The organism is Janthinobacterium sp. SUN206, from assembly GCF_030587305.1.
GTDB classification, from domain to species: domain Bacteria; phylum Pseudomonadota; class Gammaproteobacteria; order Burkholderiales; family Burkholderiaceae_D; genus Janthinobacterium; species Janthinobacterium kumbetense.
Genome location: NZ_JAPWIB010000001.1, coordinates 241,192 through 259,326, shown reverse-complemented (window position 1 = coordinate 259,326; position 18,135 = coordinate 241,192). Strand labels below are relative to the sequence as shown.

Genomic DNA, 18,135 nt, shown 5'->3' with positions numbered 1-18,135 from the left:
TTTACAGGCGCAAGCTCACCGCGATGGCCAGCAGCAGCGCGCCAGCCGCCGCCAATAATGCGCCGTTGAAACTGTGCGACTGCGCATACAGGCTGCCGGCCAGCACGGGGCCGATGATCTGTCCGATGCCATACACCACCGTCATGATGGCCATCATGCTGGCGCCTGCCTTGACAGCCGCCCGCTGCGCGGCCGGCATGGCGATGGTCACCGTGCCGACGAACGTGCCACCGACGAGGATGGCGCTGAGCAGATAGCCGGCGGCCGAGGGCGCCAGCACGGGCAAGGCCACGCCCAGCGCCTGCAGCAGCAAGTTCAGCCGCAGCGCCTGGCGCGTGCCCAGGCGCTCGTGCAGCCGGTGCCACAGGAAACACGAAGGCGCCGCGCCCAGGCCGAACACGGCCCACACGTGGGCGGAATTGAGATTGGGCAAGGCCACGCCCACCAGCACGGGCAGATAGGTGGCCGTGACGATGTAGCCGAGTCCCGCCAGTCCATAGATCAGCACCAGCGGCCAGGGCGACACGGGCGCCAGCGCCGGCGCGGCCGGTGCCGACGGCGCATCCGCGGTCGCCTGGCCGCTCACGGCAAGCGCGGGCGCGGCCGCCAGCCCCGCCAGCACAGTAACACTCGCCAGCAGCAGCCACATGCCGGCGCTGCGCCAGCCCAGGTGCGACGCCAGCACCAGCAATTCAGCCGAGACGGCAATGCCGGCGCCCACGCCCGCGTACAGCAACGGCGCGCCGCGCGCCTGCCCGCGCTGCACCAGCAGCCACAGCGACGCCGCCACCATGGCCAGGGCGCTGAAGACGCCCGCCACGCCGCGCACCGTCACGATGAGCCAGACGGGCATCGGCCAGGCCAGCACGCCCAGGCACAGGGCCGTGCCGGCCACCGACCATAAACACAGCCGGTGCGCGCCATTCGCCCGCGCGCGCATGGCCAGGATGGCGCCCAGCAAGTAACCGGCATAGTTGGCCGAGGCGGCGAGGCTGCCGTCGCGCAAGGTCAAGACGCCTTCCTCGAGCATGTGCGGGTAGATGGCCGTGAAGGCGAAGCGGCCGAAGCCCATGCCGATGGCGAGGATGACGGCCGCGGCGATGGCCGCGCGCAGCCCGGCCGGCCCGCTCACGCCGCCTCGCCGAACTGCGCCAGCAAGTGCTGGAACGCGGGTACGTCGAATCCCGCGCGCCACACCAGCACGGTGTCAATTTGCCCTGCGGAAATAGTCGCCAGGGTGGCCGGCGCGCCGGACAGCGCCAGCACGCTGGCAGGCAGCAGGGTCACGCAGGCGCCGGCCGCCACGCAGGCGATCATGCAGTGATACGAACTCATTTCCTGCACCCGCCACTGCGTGCTGCCGGCCACGCCCAGCACCTCTTCCGCGATGCCGCGGTAGGTGCAGCCCTGCGGAAACGCCGCCAGCGAACGCGTGCGCACGTCCATGGCGCGGTGCGCCTGCGCTTCGCTGGCCGGCAGCAGCAGGCACAGTTCCTCGCGCCACACGGCCTTAGATGCCAGGCCCAGCTCCGCCAATGCGGCGGCGCCGCCGAATGCTGGCGGCAAGGCCACGAAAGCGCAGTCGAGCAAGCCCGTGCGCACTTGCTCGATCAGGGGCCGCGACGGCCCCGTGCCCAGCGCCAGGCGCGTCGCCGGATAGCGCGCGTGATACGCGGCCAGCAGGGCCGGCAAGCGGCTGGCCGCCGTGCTTTCCATACTGCCGACGCGCAAGGTGCCGCCCTCGCGCCCGCCCGTGACGACATGCCGCGCCTCTTCCGCCAGCGCCAGCAGGCGCTGCGCATACTCGAGAAAGCGCTCGCCCGCCGCCGTCAGGGCCATGCGTTTATTGGTGCGCACGAACAGTTCCGCGCCGATATCGGCTTCCAGCTGCTGGATGCGCGTGGTGACGCTGGACGGCGCGCGACCCAGTCGCGTTGCAGCCTGGGTGACGCTCAGTTCACTGGCGACCGAGCAAAAAATCCGCAATGATTCCGAATCCATCGTATTCTCTTTTTGAAAATGATTATGCTATTATATTCTTAAAATACGAATAAAATGCAGCATCCTCAACTTCATGAAGGAATCATCATGACGTCAATCCAGCGTTTCCTCGACCGTCTCGGCTTGCAATTGCCCATCATCCAGGCGCCGATGGCGGGCGTTTCCACGCCGCGCCTGGCCGCCGCCGTCTCGAACGCGGGCGGCCTCGGTTCGCTGGGCATCGGCGCCGGCACCGTGGCGCAGGCGCGCCAGATGATCGCCGACACGCGCGCGCTGACGGACAAGCCCTTCAATATCAATGTGTTCTGCCATGCGCCGGCCGTCAGGGATGCGCGGCGCGAAGCGGCTTGGCTGGCCCATCTGGCGCCCCTGTTTGCGGAGCTGGGTGCAACCGTACCAGAGGCGCTCGACGAGATCTATAAAACGTTCATCGGCGACGAGGCGGCGTTTGCCCTGTTGCTGGAACAGCGTCCCGCCGTCGTCAGCTTCCATTTCGGCTTGCCGACGCAGCAGCAGATCGCCGCCCTGCGCCAGGCCGGCATCTACACGATGGCCACGGCCACCAATGTGCGCGAAGCAGCACTGATCGAACAGGCGGGCGTCGACGCCATCGTGGCGCAAGGCGTGGAAGCGGGCGGGCATCGCGGCGTCTTCGACCCGCAAGCGCCGGACGAGCGCCACAGCACCACCGTGCTGCTGCGCCTGCTGGCGGGCCGCACCGCCCTCCCCCTCATCGCCGCCGGCGGCATCATGGATGGACAAGGCATCCGCGCCGCGCTGGATCTGGGCGCCGCGGCCGCGCAGCTGGGCACGGCATTCGTGCTGTGCCCGGAATCCTCGACCAATGCGGGCTACCGGGCCAACCTGAAAAGCGGACGGGCGGCATCCACCCGGCTGACCAGCGTGCTGTCGGGCCGCCTGGCCCGCGGCATGGTGAACCGCTTCATCGAATACGCAGAAGCGCCGGGCAGCCCGCCGCCGGCCGACTATCCCGTCGCCTACGATGCCGCCAAGCAATTGAACGCGCTAGCCAGCCAGCGCGGCGACAGCGAATTTGCCGCGCAGTGGGCCGGCCAGGGCGCCCCGCTGGCGCGGGAAATGGGGGCGGAGGAATTGGTGGCCACCCTGGCGAGGGAAATGGCGGCCTGACATTTCCGGGGCCATCTGCCTCACGCCGGCTGCTGCTGCGTGGTGCAGTGGATGCCGCCGCCACCGGCCGCGATGGCGTCGATGTTCAGCTGCACGATGTCGCGGCCGGGGAATTGCTCGCGCAGGATGGCCTTGGTATTGCGGTCGGCTGCCGCATCGCCAAATTCCGGGCACAGCACGGCGCCGTTACAGACATAGAAATTGATGTAGCCGGCGGCGAAGTCCTTGTTTTCATAGCGCGGGCGGACTGACCCAGGTCCGGGCAAGACCACCACCTGCAGCGCACGGCCGCGCGCATCCGTGGCCTTGCGCAGGATGTCGAGGTGGCGCTGGGTGACGGCCCGTTCGGGCGACGCCGGGTCGCTGTCGAAACCGGCCGCCACGACGCCGGGGGCGCAGAAGCGCGCATAGAAATCCGTGTGGCCATCGGTGATGTCCTGGCCAGCGATGCCGGGCAGCCAGATGACTTTTTCGATGCCCAGCAGCCGGCGCAATTCACGTTCGCATGCTGCCTTGCCGACGCCGGGATTGCGGTTGGCGTTCAGCACGCAGCTTTCCGTGATGATGGCCGTGCCCTGGCCATCGACTTCGATGCCGCCCCCTTCCAGCACCAGGCTGCTTTCCAGCACGGCCACGCCGGCGCGTCCGGCCACGAAAGGGGCCACCCGCGCATCGTCGTCGTAGTCCTGCTTTTCGCCCCAGCCATTGAAATTGAAATTCACGCCGGCCAGCGCCCCGCCCGCCTTCCTGACGAAGACGGGGCCCGTGTCGCGCATCCACAGGTCGTCGATGGGCTGCACCAGCAGCTTGACCTTGTTGCCGCACAGGCGAGCCGCCACGTCGTAGTCTTCCTCGTTGACGAGCATGTGCACGGGTTCGACGCTGGCGATCGCTTGCGCGATGCGCGCCAGGTCCGCCTGCGCGCCCGCCTTCAGGCGCTTGCCCCACACGTCGTCATTCGCGCCGAAAGCCATCCAGGTGGCGGCGTGGCGCTCACCTTCGTCGGGCATGCGCCAGCCGGCGCCGGCCGCCAGCGCGGACATGGCCGGCAAACCGGCCGCGGCGCTGGCCGCCAGGCCCATGGCGCTGGTCAGAAAATGTCGTCGTTGCATGCTGTTCTCCTGTGCGGCGCGCTTACGCCGGTTCCTGTTGCGTGGTGCAATGGATGCCGCCGCCACCGGCCGCGATGGGGTCGATATTGATCTGGATCACGGCGCGTCCCGGATACAGCTGCGCATACTGCACCCTAGCGCTGGCGTCCGCTTGCGCATCGCCGAATTCTGGCAGGAAAATGGCGCTGCTGGTGGCATAGTAATTGATGTAGCCGGCGGCGAAGGTGTTCGGGTTGTTTCCGGGACGAATTTTTTCGGGGCCGTCGATGACGACGATCTGCAGCGGCCGGTTGTCGGCATCCGTGGCGCCGCGCAGGATCTCCAGGTGGCGCCGGGTCAGCGCGTAATCGTACGATGCCGTGTCCATCTCGCGGTGCGCCGCCACCACACCGGGGCGCACGAAGCGGGCGTAAAAGTCCGTGTGGGCATCCGTGATGTCCTGGTTCTTGATGCCTGGCAGCCAGATCACCTTGCGGATGCCCAGCAACCGGCCCAATTCCGCTTCGCAATCGGCCTTGCTCCAGCCCGGATTGCGGTTGCTGTTGAGCACGCAGCTTTCCGTGATGATGGCCGTACCCTTGCCATCGACTTCCAGCGCGCCCCCTTCCAGCACCAGGCGCGTGGCCAGCAGCGGCACCTTGGCTTGGGCGGCGACCACGTCGGCCACCTGGCCATCCTTGCCGGACTGCTGCTTGTTGCCCCAGCCATTGAAATTGAACTTCACGCCGGCCCGCTCGCCATTCGGCTTGCGCACGAAGACAGGGCCCGTGTCGCGCATCCAGACATCATCCATCTCGGCGGGAATCAGGTTCACGCGGGCGTCGAGCAACTGCCGCGCAGTGGCCAGCTCGGCAGGACGCACCAGCATGTTGACGGGTTCGTAGGCGGTGATCGCGTTGGCGATGCGCACCAGCGCCAGCTGCACTTGTGGCACTTGCGCGCGCGTCCAGACGGCGTTCGAGGCGCCATACGCCATCCACGTCGCCTTGTGGGCTTCGGCCTCGTCGGGCATGCGCCAGCCGTCGGTCTGGTTGACGCCACCGCCGCTGATGATGGGCGGCACTGGCGCCACCGGGCTCGTTTCCGGCGTGCCGCCGCCGCAGCCGGCCAGCATGCCGCCCATGGCCAGCGCGCTGCCGCCCAGCATGCAATGACGCAAGAAATATCGACGTGTGTTCATATCCATCCTTGATTAGTTAGTCAGAGTGCCGCGCAGTCGATGCGCTGGCATGGACGGCATTGTGGAGCGATCAAGATATGAAAACAAATGATATGATTTACGCCAATTCATTAGGTTTTCTCATATGTCAGAACATCGCATTCCTTCGCTGAAGTTATTGATGGGCTTTGAAGCGGCCGCCCGCCACGGCAATTTCTCGCGCGCGGCCGACGAGCTGCACGTGACGCAGTCGGCCATCAGCCACCAGGTGCAATTACTGGAAGAACAAGTCAAGCAGCCGCTGTTCCGCCGCGCGGGACGGGGCGTGGAACTGACGGTGGCGGGCGAAGTGCTGCTGCGCAGCGTGCAGCGCTCGATGACCGTGCTGCGCAGCGGCCTGGGGCGCATCGCCACCTATCTCGATCCGGGATTGGTCGTGCTGGTGTGTCCGGCGCCCCTGCTGCACGGCTGGCTGCAGCCCCGGCTGCGAGAACTGGAAGCGCGGCTGCCCGAACTATGCCTGCTGCTGTCGGTGGACGAGAGCGCCCGCTTCGTCGATGAAATCGACGTCGATATCGCCATCGGCGACCGTCCCATCCTGCAGCCGGACTTGCAGGAAATCCCCCTGCTGCGCGATGAATGGGTGATGGTCGCCAACAGCGAGCTGGCGGCGAGGCTGGCCGGCGTGCCGCAGGATGCGCATCACCTGCACGTGGATCTGGTTTGCCTGGAAGAAAGCTTGACGGGCGACACTACGGCGCCCCTGTTCCTGGGCCCGCTGGCGCGCTTTCGCAAGCGGGCCATCTACGACGATGCGCGCCTGTTGCTGGACGCCACCTTGGACGGGCGCGGCATCGCCTGCCTGCCGCGCCTGCTGGTCGATGCCAGCCTGGCGCGCGGCCTGCTGCACATCCTGCCCGCTTATCCGCGCGTGCCCGGCGCCACGTGGTGGCTGTCGGGCGTGGCGGTACATCCGCGTTCGCCCATCGTCGGGCAAGTATTCGACTGGCTGCGCGCGCAGGGTGCAGCTGAGGGGCAGTGATTACGGCAGCGGTGCAGGCGCAGGCGCGCGCGCATAGTCGACGCCGCTGGCCCAGCGGTTTTCCCAGTGCGCCAGGTACGATTGCGCCAGGCGCTCGCTGTGCCACACGACGAGCACGTTTTCGCTGTTGACGGTGGCCGCATCGGCCGTGTAATTGAAGCTGCCGTTCTGCACGGTCACGCCATCGGCCACGATGTACTTGTCGTGATGCAAGGCATAGCGGGAAATCAGGCGCGTGGGAATGCCAGCGCCGACAAGCCGGTCCAGCGTAGCCCGGCTGTTCTTGCGCGCGTTGCGCCGCGTATCGGCCAGCACCCGGACATCCACGCCCCGTTGCCGCGCCCGCAGCAGGGCCTCGACCACATGGGGCGAGCTGAACGAATAAGCGGCCAGCCGGATCGTCGACGCCGCGCTATCGATGACCTTGAGCACCAGCGCCTCCGCCCCGCCATCGGGGGAAAACGCGTTCTCGATGGTCACCACGGGCGCGGTGTCGGCGGCAAGCGCCGCTGGCGAAACGCCGTTAGCCAGGCACAGCGCAACGGCAAGTACGAGATTCTTCATCGCTGGCATTTCCCTGTTTCAATAATCGGGGGTGGACGAACAAAAAATGTGGACACAGCCTGCAGGCAGACTCGTCGCTTGGGCGAGCGTCCGCTGTCGCCCCGAAGCAGACATAGATCTGACGCATTCGACATATACCACCGCAGCCGATTAAGCGTCGTGATAAACAACGCCGTATGTGTCGAACATAGCTCCAGCTAGCTCGACCATGCTTAAGCCGCTGCGCTCCCAAAAAAACAGAAAGTATTCCAACTTGTCGTAAGGTGCTTCAGCGTCCATGCCGTGCAGCGCACAAATCGTGGTTCTGATACGCAACACCTCAGGGTCATCCGACATATCACGTCCTCGGATGGTCTCCCAAAGCCTCACCCGGACAGCTATGGCCTCGCTATCCGTTGCCGCGCCCTCAAGATATCGTTTAGCAGCCAAAACAGAAGACTGCGCGGTAACGGGTAGACATTCGATCACCCGAGCCAGGGCGTTAACCATAAAGCGTTGAGCATCACCGTGCTCTACCGGATCATCCAGATCAACGGTGGATGAAATAACATCAAAAGGATCACGGTGAGACATGCTGACTTTCTGAGTAAAGCTTTATTGGTCAATTGCCGACTGTCCGCTTCTGGCCGATTTCAGCCAACCACTCCACCTTCAAAACGAACCGGAACCCCACGACGTCGTGCATCACTGCTACGTCTCTCTACATACTCTGGGAGCCTGGCACACCGCAGCAGTTCATTTTTTCGACTTCTGACCATTTGAATACACCAGCACACCTTGCTCGTTGAACTGCTGGGTACTCAGCAGCACGCCCTTATCACTGTAAACCTGAAGAATGCTTACCTTACCGTTGAGATGGTAACTATTTTGCACACCCACGGGCTGGCCATCGCGCCATTGCCCTCGGGACTCCAGCTTGCCATCACTAAAATGGGTAGTTGCTACGCCGTGTTGGCGGCCATGCTCATCTAGCTCTACCTGCGATTTGATATTGCCATCTCGATCATAATAGCGGTAACCGCCAACCATCTTGCCAGAAACAAAATCGGCTGCATTGGTCTGTCCGGAGATTCGTACCAGATCGCTCTTGATGGTATCGAAAATCTCCACCTTCCAAGTGCCGGGCAACGCTGCTTTTGGTAAGGGCAGCACCAGCACATAAGGCGAGCGATGCTTGACCTGCGGCATCAGCTGTTCGTCCAGGTAGAGGCGCGCCTTGCCGTCGGGACAGGAGTCCGGGCCACAGTCGGTCATCATGCGCGCAAACGGAATGGCCTCATCGCCAGCTTTCCCGACAGGGCAGCCAAACAAGGTCACGACCATTGCTGTCTTGTCACGGATGCGCTCGGCGAGTGCGGGTCTGAGGCTCGCATACTCATCTTTGTTTTCCAGCATCCCCTCTTTTATGCGCAGCTGATTGCCGCCGCAGGCCGTAGATTCCGCCACGGTCAGCACATCGGCGCCTTTGCTATCTTTCTCGTTAGAAATAGCCGTAAACACGTGTCGCTGAATAATATCGGCCTGCGCCACTACTGGCCACAACAGCATCGCACCTAGCGCCACGCATATCATTTTCTGATGTTTTTTCAAGTACATCTCTAATCAAGTGCATCTGTAATATTGACTGGGTTAGCGGAAAAGTGCTTTCCCATGGCCGCTTGTGGCTGCTGTCATTGGCAGGTTCCGCCCCATTGTGCCGCTCGAAATCACATTCAACGTCAAAGTGATCGCCGCGCTTCAGCGCGTCAAATGCGCCATGGTGTTATCCATTTGCTTCAACTTTGCTTCGATCTGATCCAAAGCATGTAGCTTTTCTTCGCGATGAGACCAGTCCCCCGCGGCCAGCGCCTGGGCTCTTTGCTGCCCGATAGCGTCCAATGCCAATTGTCGCGCCTGTTGGTTGCATGCCGCCCTTAACTTGATATCTGCAAATGCGAGAGCAATCGACGCTTCGCAGCGCACATCATCGTCCATGGCGTGTATGTTGGCGTATCCCCACTGCTTTGCCAGTTTCTCGAGGAATCGAATTGGCGTGACATCCTTGTGCGTCTTGTGCCAATCGCGATAGCTCTCCAGAAGATCAGCGCCAGTATCATTGCCGTTCGGCGAGAAATCATCCGTGCAATTCCAAAAAAATGGATCATCCAATATCTCGCGTGCATTGGGATGAAAGTCTTCCCAGTCGATTCCCAACTGCTCCCAGGCCGACATTCCATCACGCTTGGCTTGTGCCGCTGCCTCCAGCCTGGATGCCAGGAGTTGCAGGGCTTCCTCGGAATCCGGGACGCGTTTTCTGGCAGCTTCACAGTGATCCAGAAATTTCTCCAGGCTAAAATCATCAGTGCGCTTCAATCGCTTGCTCAATAGCCCTAATGCATGGATGACTTCATCCACACCTGCTTTAAAAAGTGGCAAAGACAATGTTGAAGAACGCGTCCAGTCCCGGCCTTCCATCAATTCGCTGGCGATGTCGATCTCGACCTGGCCCTTTGCTCTTCGATAAGTGATCTTCGGTAGCGTTGCGCGGAAATTGTTGTGCCTCTCCAACAGAGATTCCAGTGTCTTCTTTGCCGGACCAGAGTCCCTGAAGTGAAGCGTGACCGCAATTTCCTGGATCGCGTCGCCAAAACTGCCGCTGCCCGCGAGAAGAAAATCCCCGATCGGAGACAACGTTGTGTGACCACCGTAACAATTATAGGAATTTGCGACTACATGGAAATCCATTGAATACTGCCTTTCATCCGAAATTTCAATTGTTCTGAATGTCGATATATATTGCTTGTTCACCTCAGGCCAGCCATGCCGTGGCTACGGCAGCCGGTGCCGGAAGGTCGGTTCGATGTTGCGCGCATGCAGCCAGCGCACGATGTCTTCCAGGGTGGCGTCCTGCAACAGCAAGCCTGGCGCGGTGGCGGAAGATGCAACAGGCGATGCGGCCACGGGAACAGGCGCTGGCGAAGACTCCGAAAGGCCCGCATGTCCCTGCAATTTCGCCAGCGCCTGCGCGAACTGGGCCGGGTTGATGCTGCGCAAGCTTTCCAGAAAACCCAGTTGGGCGGCGGGCGGCGGCGGCATGTCCAGGCCCGGCTCGTCGACGAAGGCGGCGCCCATGCTGGGGTGGATGAAGGCGGCCCACTTGCCCGACGGCTGCAGGCTTGGCGGCAGCGCCACCTGTTCCACGTCGGCGGGCGGCGCGGCGGCGAGGATGTCGGTCGAGGCAGGCAAAAAGGTCGAGCGCAGCAGTTGCACGAACTGGCGCGCCTGGGCGACGGGCACGGGCGTGGCCAAGGATAACCACAGCTGGAACGCCGTGCCGGAAATGCTGACGGCGGGCGCGGGCAAGTCCAGCTCGTGCTGCACGGCATTGGCGATCGCGCACAGTGCGCTCCAGTGCGCCTCGCCGCCGCCCTTGCCGCCAAACTCCAGCACCAGCGCGCGCGTCAGGCCGCTCCCGGTCACGAGTCGCACCGCTACCGTCTGCTCGCCCGACAGATGGCGCGCCAGCACGGCCGGCGTCAGCGGCTGCGCGCCGCCCTCGCCATCGACATAGTGCTGCTGTTCATCGAACAGGTACAGGCGGGTGAGTTCGGAAATCAGTTTATGCATGGACGGCCTCGTAATGACGTTGAGCAACACTTGTCAACGTGCCCAGATTATAGCCTCCCAAGCCTTGGCGCACCCGCACGTCCGACGCCAAACACGAGCCAGCTGGCCACGGCGAACAGGCAGGCGGCAACGCCGCCGTACAGCATCACGGCGCCAAAGCCTTGTGCCAGCGCAAGCTTCGCCACGCCGGCCGGCAGCGCACCGCCCTTGCCCGCCGACACTTCCTCCGCCAACGCCCGCAATGCCGCCCCGTCAATCCCGGCAGGCATATGCCGGCGCAAGGCGGACTGGATGGCTGCAACGAGGATAAAACCCATCAGCGCGATATTGATGGACAGGCTGACCATGCGCGCGCTGATGTCGATGCTGGACGCCATGCCCGCCCGTTCGCCGGGCACGGCAGCCGTCGTCGTGTTGGTGACGGGCGTGTTGGTCAAGCCCAGGCCCGCGCCCGCCAGCAGGCAGCCGGGCAAGATCGTCAGCCAGCTGGCGGCGTCCGCGCGGCTGCCCCAGCACATCAGCAGCAAACCCGTGCCGATGGCCAGCAAGCCGGCGGGAATCACGGCATCGGCCTGGTAGCGCAGCGCCAGCCGCTCGGCCAGGGGCGGCACGAGCAAGGTAGGCAAGGTGTAGGCCAGCAAGGTCAGGCCCGTGTCCAGGCTGCTGTAGCCCAGGCCATATTGCACGTACAGGGGCAGATAGATCATGAACGGCCAGAAACTGCAATTCATGCCCGCCGAACCGAGCAGCGCGCCCGAGAAGCGGCGGATGCGAAATACGGAAAAGTCGATCATCGGTTCCGCCTGACGCTTCTCGATCACGACAAACAGCATCAGGCTAACCAGCGCCACGGCCAGGCTGGCCAGCGTACGGGGATCACTGAAACCCAGCGCCGGCCCCTGCGTGAGGCACCACGCCAAGCTGAACACGGCCAGCGACAGGGTGACGATGCCGGCCACGTCCAGCCTGCGCCGCTGCGGGTCGCGCGATTCGCTCACGCCCAGCGCCACCAGCAGCAGGGCCGCCAGCGCCAGCGGCCCGTGCACGAGAAATACCCACTGCCAATTCGACAGCGCGACGATGGCCGCGCCGATGATGGGGCCGAAGCCCAGGCCCAGGCCAAACACGATGCCCCAGGCGCCGAACGCCCTGCCCCGCGCCGCGCCGGCCGGGAACTGCTGCGACAGCACGGCCACCTGGCAAATCAGCATGGCGCCGCCGGCCATGCCTTGCAGCGCGCGCGCCGCGATCAGCACGCCCGTGCCGCCGGCCCAGCCGCATGCCAGCGAACTGAGGCCGAACAGCGCCAGGCTGGCCAGCAGCAGGCGCTTGCGGCCATAGCGGTCGGCCAGGGTGCCCGTGGCCATCAGCACGGTGGTGCACGCCAGGGTGTAGGCGTTCATGATCCACTGCAAGTCCTTGAAGTCGCCATGCAGCACGGTTTCCAGGGCGGGCAGGATGACGGGCACGCTGGAAATTTCCAGGCCGAACATGAGCGAGGCCAGGCACACGGCGGCCAGGGTCAGCGAGTTTTGTTGTGAAGTAGTCAGGTGCATCGAAGCCTTGATGTCGGTAGTCATGGAGGGGCGCGTGGAGACGGCGCACTGCGAGCCGCTATTCTAGAAAGCCTGAACTCATGAGGGAAATGATAAAATTTTGTACAATTCATTCATTTTCATCATGAATCACGGGAGCGTCACGCCATGGACTTCGATACCGCCCTGCTGCGCGCCTTTGTCGCCATACAGGACACGGGCGGCTTTACGCGCGCCGCCGAACGGCTGCACCTGAGCCAGTCCGCCATCAGCCACCAGATCCGCCGCCTGGAAGAGCAAGCGGGCACGACGCTGCTGGTGCGCACGACGCGCAGCCTGCGCCTGACGGAAGACGGCGAGGATTTCCTGCGCCACGCGCGGCAGGTGCTGGCGGCCCAGGAGGCGCTGTCGCGCCGCTTCCAGCGTTCCTCGCTTGCCGGCGCCGTGCGCTTCGGCGTGCCGGAAAATTTCATGGGCGCGCGCCTGCCCGCCCTGCTGGCGCAGTTCGCCCACCTGTTTCCCGCCGTACGCCTGGATGTGACGGTCGGCACCTATCTTGACTTGCAAAAACTGGTCGCCGCCGATGCGCTGGACCTGGCCGTCGTCATGACCCTGGCGGACGGGCAGGATGAAGCGGCCGTGCTGCGCCGCACGCGCTTCGTCTGGGCTGCGGCGCAGGATTTCCGGCACGACGGCGCGCTGCCCCTGCCGCTGGCGTTTTCACCGGCGCCCTGCATGCACCGGCAAGTGGGCGTCGACGCCCTCGAGGGCGCCGGAATCGACTGGCGCGTGGCATTTACTTCGCCCAGCCAGCAGGGCTTGCGCGCCGCCGTGCTGGCGGGCCTCGCCGTCACGGCCCTGCCGCAAGGCGACCTGGAGTCCGGCATGCTGGTCATCGATGGCCAGCATGGCTTGCCCGCCCTGCCCGCCGCCCAGTTCCAGCTGCTGTGGCGCGCCGCCGGCAGCACGGCGGCGGCCGAAGCGTTTGGACAGTTGCTGCGCGAATGGTCAGCCGCCGCGGCGGCTTGACAACACCAGCAGCAAGGCCAGCGCCAGCATGGCGCTCGCGCCGCCCAGGGCCACCGTCACGCGGTGCGCCAGCAGCGCCGCGCCGACGCGCTGGTGCGCGCCAAAGGACGAGATCGCCACCAGCGCCGCCAGCCCCAGCGAATTGCCCAGCTGGTGCGCCACGTTGACGACGCCCGCAGCGGCGCCCGCATCCTGCGCGGGCACGCCCGCCACGCCGGCCGCCGTCAGTGGACTCAAGGCCATGCCCTGCCCCGCGCCGATCAGCACCATGGGCAAGGCCACGCCCAGCCAGTACGCCGTGCCCGCATCGATACGGCTCAGCCATGCCATGCCCAGCAGGGTTATCGACAATCCCATGGCCAGCAGGCGCGCATTGCCCAGGCGACGCGTCAAACGCGGCACGCACAGGGCCACGCCGAAGTTGACCAGGGTCATGGGCAGGAAAGCCAGGCCCGTCAGCGATGGCGGATAGCGCAGCACCACTTGCAAAAATTGCGTGGTGAAAAAGAAGAAACCGATCATGGCGCCCAGGAACAGCACCCTGGCCCCGTACGCCGCATTGCGCTGCGCATCGGCGAACAGGCGCAGCGGCAGGATGGGCTGCGCGGCGCGCCGTTCGATGGCAATGAAAGCGGCCAGCAGCAGCACGCCCGCCGCCAGCGCACCTTGCGTCAAGGAATCACCCCAGCCGGCGCCGGCCGAGCGGATCAAGCCATACACGAGGGCCGACATGCCGAGGGTGGAACTGGCCGCGCCGGCCACGTCAAAGCGGCCCCGGCTGCGCGGGCTTTCCGCGATGAAACGGCGCGCGGCCAGCAGCATGGCGGCGCCGATGGGCAGGTTGATGAAGAAGCCCACGCGCCACGACAGCCACTCGGCCAGCACGCCGCCCAGCACCAGCCCCACGCTGGCGGCAATGCCCGCCACGGCGCTGTACAGGGCGATGGCCCGCGTGCGTTCGCGTCCCTCCGCAAATGTGGTTTGCAGCAAGGCCAGGGTGGATGGCGCCAAAATGGCCGCGCCTACGCCCTGGACGGCGCGCGCGGCGATCAGCATGGCTGGCGACTGCGCCAGGCCGATGGCCAGCGACGCCAGCGTGAACAGCGCCAGGCCCAGCTGCAGCAGGCGGCGCCGGCCAAGCACGTCGCCGGCGCGCGCGGCCAGCAGCAGCAAGCCGCCAAACGTCAGCGTGTAGGCGCTTTGCACCCAGGCCAGGCCCGTATCCGTAAAGCCCAGTTCCTGGTGGATGTTCGGCAAACCCGTCAGCACGATGGACGTGTCGAGCACGATCATCACGTAGCTGACGAGAATGATGGCGAGGATGGCCGCCTTGTGCGGCGCGGCGGAGGGAGTAGCAACTGGCGGATTGTTCATGCCATCACTGTAAGCCGTATGCATTACCATGAATAGATGGTAAAGTCTGCATGAACTTATTAGCACAACTAATGAATTGAAAAGACATCCGCCATGGCACAAACCAACTTCAACGACATCCTCGCCTTCGTGGCCGTGGCCCGCGAAGGCAGTTTTACCCGGGCGGCGGCCAAGCTGGGCGTGTCGCAGTCGGCGCTGAGCCAGACCGTGCGCGCGCTGGAAGAGCGGCTCGACTTGCGCCTGCTGGTGCGCACCACGCGCAGCGTCTCGCCCACGGAGGCGGGCGAACAGCTGCTGCGCACGGTGGCGCCCCGCTTCGACGAGATCGAGGCGGAACTGGCCCTGCTCAGCGCACGGCGCGACAAGCCGGCCGGCAACATCCGCATCAGCGCGGGCGAACATTCGGCACTGACGGTGCTGCAGCCGGCCATCGCCCGTTTGCTGCCCCACTACCCGGACATCAACATCGAAGTCATCGTCGACAACGGCATGACCGACATCGTGGCCGCGCGCTGCGACGCGGGCGTGCGCCTGGGCGAGCAAGTGGCCAAGGACATGATCGCCATGCCCATCGGTCCCGATTTCCGCATGGCCATCGTTGCCGCGCCAGCCTATTTCAGCCGGAATCCGCCGCCCGTCACGCCGCAGGACTTGATGGCGCACAACTGCATCAACATGCGCCTGCCCACCCTGGGCGGCCTGTTTGCCTGGGAATTTGCCAAGGATGGGCAGGAACTGAAGGTGCGCGTGGAAGGTCAAATGATCTACAACAACATGGCCATGCGCTTGCATTCGGCGCTCGATGGCCTGGGCCTGGCCTGCATGCCGGAAGATGTGGTGCTGCCCTACGTGGCCGATGGCCGCCTGGTCCGCGTGCTGGACGACTGGTGCCCCGCGTACGAGGGCTACAAGCTGTATTACCCGAGCCGGCGCCACCCGTCGCCCGCGTTTACCTTGCTGCTCGACACCTTGCGCTATCCCCGCGTTTGAGCCAGCGCAATCGTCCACCGGGCGTGGACAGTCGCCAAACGAACATGCGTTTACCGTGCGGCGGCGCAGGACTATAGTGGCTACTTTCCCACCTGTTCAAGGATCGCCATGAAACTCTTTTATTCGCCGGGCGCCTGCTCGCAGGCGCCGCACATCCTCCTGCGCGAAACGGGCACGCCATTCACCCTGGTCAAGGTCGACCTGGGGCAGCACCGGACGCAGGAAGGCGGCAATTACTACGAACTCAACCCGAAAGGCCAGGTGCCGCTGCTGGCGCTCGCCGATGGAACGACCTTGAGCGAAGGCCCCGTCATCGCCCAGTACATCGCGGAACAGGCTGGCCGACAGGACTTGCTGCCGTCCGTGGGCAGTTTTGCCCGCTACAAGGTGCTGGAATGGCAAAACTACATCACGTCCGAGCTGCATAAATCGTTCAGCCCCCTGTTCGATCCGCGCATCGACGCGGCCGCCAAGGCCTTGTTCGTCCAGCAACTGGGCAAGAAATACAAATGGGTGGACAGCCGCCTGGAAGGCCGGGCCTACCTGACGGGCGACACGTTCACGGTCGCCGACGCCTATCTGTTCGTCATCACGGGCTGGGCGCCAGGCGTGGGCGTGGACTTGTCCGCGCTGGCGCATGTGCAAGCCTTCCTGGCCCGCGTAGCCCAGCGCGACAGCGTCAAGGCGGCTTTGGAAGCGGAAGGACTGGCCAAGGCGGCTTGAGCGCCATCGCCCGGTGCACGGCTCACGTCTTTTCCGACTTGCCGTGCATCACCATGATGGTTTGCTGCATCAGCGCGCACAGGGTTTCCTTGCCATCGCGCACGGCGAACACTTCGGCTTGCGTGACGATCAGGGTGCGCCCCGGGCGCACCACCTTGCCGCGCGCGATCAGTTTCTCGCCATCGGCGGGCGCCAGCAAATTCATCTTGTATTCCACCGTCAGCACGGACGCGCCGTCGGCCACCATGGTCATGGCCGCGTAGCCGGCGGCCGAGTCCGCAATCATGCCCACCACGCCGCCATGCACGAAACCGTGCTGCTGCTCGATGCCGCGCCAGTGCGGCACGTGGATTTCCGTGCTGCCGTGACTGACCACGGGCAGGCTGGCCTGGATCAGGGTCATGGCGTTTTGCAGATCGAAACTGGCGCGGACTTTCTCGGCGAAGTGCGGGTCGGGCAGACGGGACGTGCTCATGGGCTGTGCGCTTTCAAGGGAAGAACGCCTTACTGTACCCGCTTATGCCCGTTCGCACCATGTCACGGCGCCCGCCAGCCTGCACGGCGGATGCGGTAGTATCGCCATGTCGACACATGATCCCTCCTCCTGCCCCCGCGAAAGGTCCGCCATGGAAGAAGAATACGAAGTACCCAGCCCCCATGAGCACGCCGTGGAAGAGGCAACGGAGAAGGAGCGCGATGGCCTGACGCAGAAAATCGCCCTGATGACGGCCATCCTCGCCACCATCGGCGCCCTGATCAGCTACCAGAGCGGCAACGCGCAGAACGAGGCCATGTTCCTGAAGAACGAGAGCATCCTGAAACAGGCGCAGGCGAGCGACCAGTGGGCCTTGTACCAGGCGAAGTCGACGAAGGGACATATCGCCGAAGCGACGGCCGCGCTGGCCAGCGTACCCGAGGTGCGGGCCCGCTTCCTGGCGGAACAGGCGCGGCAGGAACGGGAAAAGCCCCTGGTGCAGGCGCAGGCGCGCCAGCTGGAAGAGCAGTCGAGGAAGCTGGGCGAGGCGTCGGAAGCCAAGCTGCGCCCGCACGAACGGCTGGCCATGGCCCTGACCTTCATCCAGATCGCCGTGGCGCTGGCCGCCATCACCGTGCTGACGCGGCGCCGCTGGCTGCTGTGGGGCTCGGTGGGCGCGGCGGCGGCCGGTATACTGGCGGCCGGCAGCGCCTTCCTGCTGTAGCGGCAGGCGGTTCAGGCGGGGTCAGGCGGGCGGCACGATGCCGCTCCAGCCCGGCAAATAGCGCGCCTGCTGGCTGCGCGCCAGCTTCATGGCCTGCGCCAGTGCCTTGGGGAAATTTTTCTGCAGGCTGGCGGGCGCGATGCGGCTGCGCAAGAAATCGGCCCACAGGAATTCACTGAACGGCGTCACGTCCTTGGCGTAGCCGCCCGCGCTGCGCAATTCGCCGGCCAGGCTGCGGTAGGGATCGTCGTGCAAGCCGCTCAGGTGCCGGGGGATGGCGGAAAAATCGCGGCGCAAACCTTCGCTGTCGTACGGGTGCACCCACTGATGGTGGTCCATCACATGCCAGAAGTGCAGCGGCTCCAGCCAGGACAAATCCTTGAGGATCATCAAACTGACGCTTTTCACGCCTTCCTGGTGCAGCGCCAGGCCGAAATGGTGGTGGTCGACGATGTAGTGGCGCCCTTCCGGACCGATAATGCTGGGAAACCAGTGGTCGGCCAGCGCCGCCGCCCGCGCCTTCCGGCCCAGGCTGGCCCAATGCGCGCGCTTGAGCGCCACCTCGGCCATGCCCACCGTGATTTGCGTGGGCAGCAGCTTGTTCAGCCGTCCCTTGACCAGTTGCGGTTTCGCGCTTGTCATACCGTCTCCC

Annotated in this window: 19 protein-coding genes; 6 read left to right on the top strand and 13 right to left on the bottom strand. The window is 64.9% G+C overall.

Annotated features, from left to right (window positions below):
* Position 1: 1 nt before the first annotated feature.
* Both O3300_RS01125 and O3300_RS01120 read right to left on the bottom strand, forming a co-directional pair.
* Complete coding sequence (locus O3300_RS01125) at positions 2–1,132, bottom strand: YbfB/YjiJ family MFS transporter (RefSeq protein WP_305051709.1); 1,131 nt, start codon at positions 1,130–1,132, stop codon at positions 2–4.
* The gene (locus O3300_RS01120; protein ID WP_305051708.1) at positions 1,129–2,001 is read right to left on the bottom strand and encodes a LysR substrate-binding domain-containing protein; all 873 of its coding nucleotides are present in this window, start codon (positions 1,999–2,001) and stop codon (positions 1,129–1,131) included. The genes O3300_RS01125 and O3300_RS01120 overlap by 4 nt, the downstream gene beginning before the upstream one ends.
* Positions 2,002–2,088: 87 nt before the next feature.
* Between O3300_RS01120 and O3300_RS01115 the strand changes: the two genes are divergently transcribed.
* The gene (locus O3300_RS01115) at positions 2,089–3,150 is read left to right on the top strand and encodes a nitronate monooxygenase family protein (RefSeq protein WP_305051707.1); all 1,062 of its coding nucleotides are present in this window, start codon (positions 2,089–2,091) and stop codon (positions 3,148–3,150) included.
* Between the two features lie 20 nt (positions 3,151–3,170).
* On the opposite strand, the gene O3300_RS01110 is transcribed toward O3300_RS01115, so the two are convergent.
* Both O3300_RS01110 and O3300_RS01105 read right to left on the bottom strand, forming a co-directional pair.
* Positions 3,171–4,262 (bottom strand): agmatine/peptidylarginine deiminase, encoded by a 1,092-nt coding sequence (locus O3300_RS01110; protein WP_305051706.1) that lies wholly within the window; start codon positions 4,260–4,262, stop codon positions 3,171–3,173.
* Positions 4,263–4,284: 22 nt separating this feature from the next.
* A complete protein-coding gene (locus O3300_RS01105; protein ID WP_305051705.1) occupies positions 4,285–5,442 on the bottom strand; it encodes an agmatine/peptidylarginine deiminase in 1,158 nt (385 codons plus the stop codon).
* 124 nt (positions 5,443–5,566) lie between these two features.
* Between O3300_RS01105 and O3300_RS01100 the strand changes: the two genes are divergently transcribed.
* Entirely contained in the window at positions 5,567–6,463 is an 897-nt protein-coding gene (locus O3300_RS01100) for a LysR family transcriptional regulator (protein WP_305051704.1), read from the top strand.
* Here the strand turns inward: O3300_RS01100 and O3300_RS01095 are convergent, their stop codons facing one another.
* From O3300_RS01095 to O3300_RS01070, 6 genes are all read right to left on the bottom strand, one after another.
* Complete coding sequence (locus O3300_RS01095; RefSeq protein WP_305051703.1) at positions 6,464–7,027, bottom strand: phospholipase D family protein; 564 nt, start codon at positions 7,025–7,027, stop codon at positions 6,464–6,466.
* A gap of 150 nt (positions 7,028–7,177) precedes the next feature.
* A complete protein-coding gene (locus O3300_RS01090) occupies positions 7,178–7,600 on the bottom strand; it encodes a hypothetical protein (protein ID WP_099667459.1) in 423 nt (140 codons plus the stop codon).
* Between the two features lie 162 nt (positions 7,601–7,762).
* Positions 7,763–8,617, bottom strand: coding sequence for a toxin-antitoxin system YwqK family antitoxin (locus tag O3300_RS01085; protein WP_305051702.1), 855 nt, complete (start codon positions 8,615–8,617; stop codon positions 7,763–7,765).
* Positions 8,618–8,764: 147 nt separating this feature from the next.
* Entirely contained in the window at positions 8,765–9,814 is a 1,050-nt protein-coding gene (locus O3300_RS01080) for a hypothetical protein (protein WP_305051701.1), read from the bottom strand.
* A gap of 21 nt (positions 9,815–9,835) precedes the next feature.
* Positions 9,836–10,633: a hypothetical protein gene (locus O3300_RS01075; RefSeq protein ID WP_305051700.1), complete on the bottom strand. Its 798-nt coding sequence runs from the start codon at positions 10,631–10,633 to the stop codon at positions 9,836–9,838.
* 47 nt (positions 10,634–10,680) lie between these two features.
* Entirely contained in the window at positions 10,681–12,213 is a 1,533-nt protein-coding gene (locus tag O3300_RS01070) for an MFS transporter (protein ID WP_305051699.1), read from the bottom strand.
* Between the two features lie 123 nt (positions 12,214–12,336).
* Between O3300_RS01070 and O3300_RS01065 the strand changes: the two genes are divergently transcribed.
* Positions 12,337–13,197, top strand: a complete 861-nt coding sequence (locus O3300_RS01065) for a LysR substrate-binding domain-containing protein (protein WP_305051698.1) — start codon at positions 12,337–12,339, stop codon at positions 13,195–13,197.
* Here the strand turns inward: O3300_RS01065 and O3300_RS01060 are convergent.
* Positions 13,177–14,571 (bottom strand): MFS transporter, encoded by a 1,395-nt coding sequence (locus tag O3300_RS01060; RefSeq protein WP_305051697.1) that lies wholly within the window; start codon positions 14,569–14,571, stop codon positions 13,177–13,179. The genes O3300_RS01065 and O3300_RS01060 overlap by 21 nt on opposite strands.
* A 93-nt stretch (positions 14,572–14,664) precedes the next feature.
* Here O3300_RS01060 and O3300_RS01055 point away from each other — a divergent pair, with 93 nt between their 5' ends.
* Together O3300_RS01055 and gstA are read left to right on the top strand one after the other, a co-directional pair.
* Positions 14,665–15,561: a LysR family transcriptional regulator gene (locus tag O3300_RS01055; protein ID WP_305051696.1), complete on the top strand. Its 897-nt coding sequence runs from the start codon at positions 14,665–14,667 to the stop codon at positions 15,559–15,561.
* 108 nt (positions 15,562–15,669) lie between these two features.
* The gene (gene gstA / locus O3300_RS01050) at positions 15,670–16,284 is read left to right on the top strand and encodes a glutathione transferase GstA (RefSeq protein ID WP_305051695.1); all 615 of its coding nucleotides are present in this window, start codon (positions 15,670–15,672) and stop codon (positions 16,282–16,284) included.
* Between the two features lie 22 nt (positions 16,285–16,306).
* Here the strand turns inward: gstA and O3300_RS01045 are convergent, their stop codons facing one another.
* Positions 16,307–16,759 (bottom strand): PaaI family thioesterase, encoded by a 453-nt coding sequence (locus O3300_RS01045; protein ID WP_099664278.1) that lies wholly within the window; start codon positions 16,757–16,759, stop codon positions 16,307–16,309.
* Between the two features lie 151 nt (positions 16,760–16,910).
* On the opposite strand from O3300_RS01045, the gene O3300_RS01040 reads away from it, so the two are divergent.
* The gene (locus tag O3300_RS01040; protein ID WP_251349074.1) at positions 16,911–17,483 is read left to right on the top strand and encodes a DUF4337 domain-containing protein; all 573 of its coding nucleotides are present in this window, start codon (positions 16,911–16,913) and stop codon (positions 17,481–17,483) included.
* Positions 17,484–17,504: 21 nt separating this feature from the next.
* On the opposite strand, the gene O3300_RS01035 is transcribed toward O3300_RS01040, so the two are convergent.
* Positions 17,505–18,125, bottom strand: coding sequence for a ParB-like protein (locus tag O3300_RS01035; protein WP_251349075.1), 621 nt, complete (start codon positions 18,123–18,125; stop codon positions 17,505–17,507).
* Between the last annotated feature and the right edge of the window lie 10 nt (positions 18,126–18,135).

What these genes read in the sequence shown, in the direction of transcription:
- O3300_RS01120 (WP_305051708.1), bottom strand. Translation starts at nt 2,001, where the DNA reads ATGGATTCGGAATCATTGCGGATTTTTTGCTCGGTCGCCAGTGAACTG.
- O3300_RS01115 (WP_305051707.1), top strand. Translation starts at nt 2,089, where the DNA reads ATGACGTCAATCCAGCGTTTCCTCGACCGTCTCGGCTTGCAATTGCCC.
- O3300_RS01110 (WP_305051706.1), bottom strand. Translation starts at nt 4,262, where the DNA reads ATGCAACGACGACATTTTCTGACCAGCGCCATGGGCCTGGCGGCCAGC.
- O3300_RS01105 (WP_305051705.1), bottom strand. Translation starts at nt 5,442, where the DNA reads ATGAACACACGTCGATATTTCTTGCGTCATTGCATGCTGGGCGGCAGC.
- O3300_RS01100 (WP_305051704.1), top strand. Translation starts at nt 5,567, where the DNA reads ATGTCAGAACATCGCATTCCTTCGCTGAAGTTATTGATGGGCTTTGAA.
- O3300_RS01095 (WP_305051703.1), bottom strand. Translation starts at nt 7,027, where the DNA reads ATGAAGAATCTCGTACTTGCCGTTGCGCTGTGCCTGGCTAACGGCGTT.
- O3300_RS01090 (WP_099667459.1), bottom strand. Translation starts at nt 7,600, where the DNA reads ATGTCTCACCGTGATCCTTTTGATGTTATTTCATCCACCGTTGATCTG.
- O3300_RS01075 (WP_305051700.1), bottom strand. Translation starts at nt 10,633, where the DNA reads ATGCATAAACTGATTTCCGAACTCACCCGCCTGTACCTGTTCGATGAA.
- O3300_RS01070 (WP_305051699.1), bottom strand. Translation starts at nt 12,213, where the DNA reads ATGACTACCGACATCAAGGCTTCGATGCACCTGACTACTTCACAACAA.
- O3300_RS01065 (WP_305051698.1), top strand. Translation starts at nt 12,337, where the DNA reads ATGGACTTCGATACCGCCCTGCTGCGCGCCTTTGTCGCCATACAGGAC.
- O3300_RS01060 (WP_305051697.1), bottom strand. Translation starts at nt 14,571, where the DNA reads ATGAACAATCCGCCAGTTGCTACTCCCTCCGCCGCGCCGCACAAGGCG.
- O3300_RS01055 (WP_305051696.1), top strand. Translation starts at nt 14,665, where the DNA reads ATGGCACAAACCAACTTCAACGACATCCTCGCCTTCGTGGCCGTGGCC.
- gstA (WP_305051695.1), top strand. Translation starts at nt 15,670, where the DNA reads ATGAAACTCTTTTATTCGCCGGGCGCCTGCTCGCAGGCGCCGCACATC.
- O3300_RS01045 (WP_099664278.1), bottom strand. Translation starts at nt 16,759, where the DNA reads ATGAGCACGTCCCGTCTGCCCGACCCGCACTTCGCCGAGAAAGTCCGC.
- O3300_RS01040 (WP_251349074.1), top strand. Translation starts at nt 16,911, where the DNA reads ATGGAAGAAGAATACGAAGTACCCAGCCCCCATGAGCACGCCGTGGAA.
- O3300_RS01035 (WP_251349075.1), bottom strand. Translation starts at nt 18,125, where the DNA reads ATGACAAGCGCGAAACCGCAACTGGTCAAGGGACGGCTGAACAAGCTG.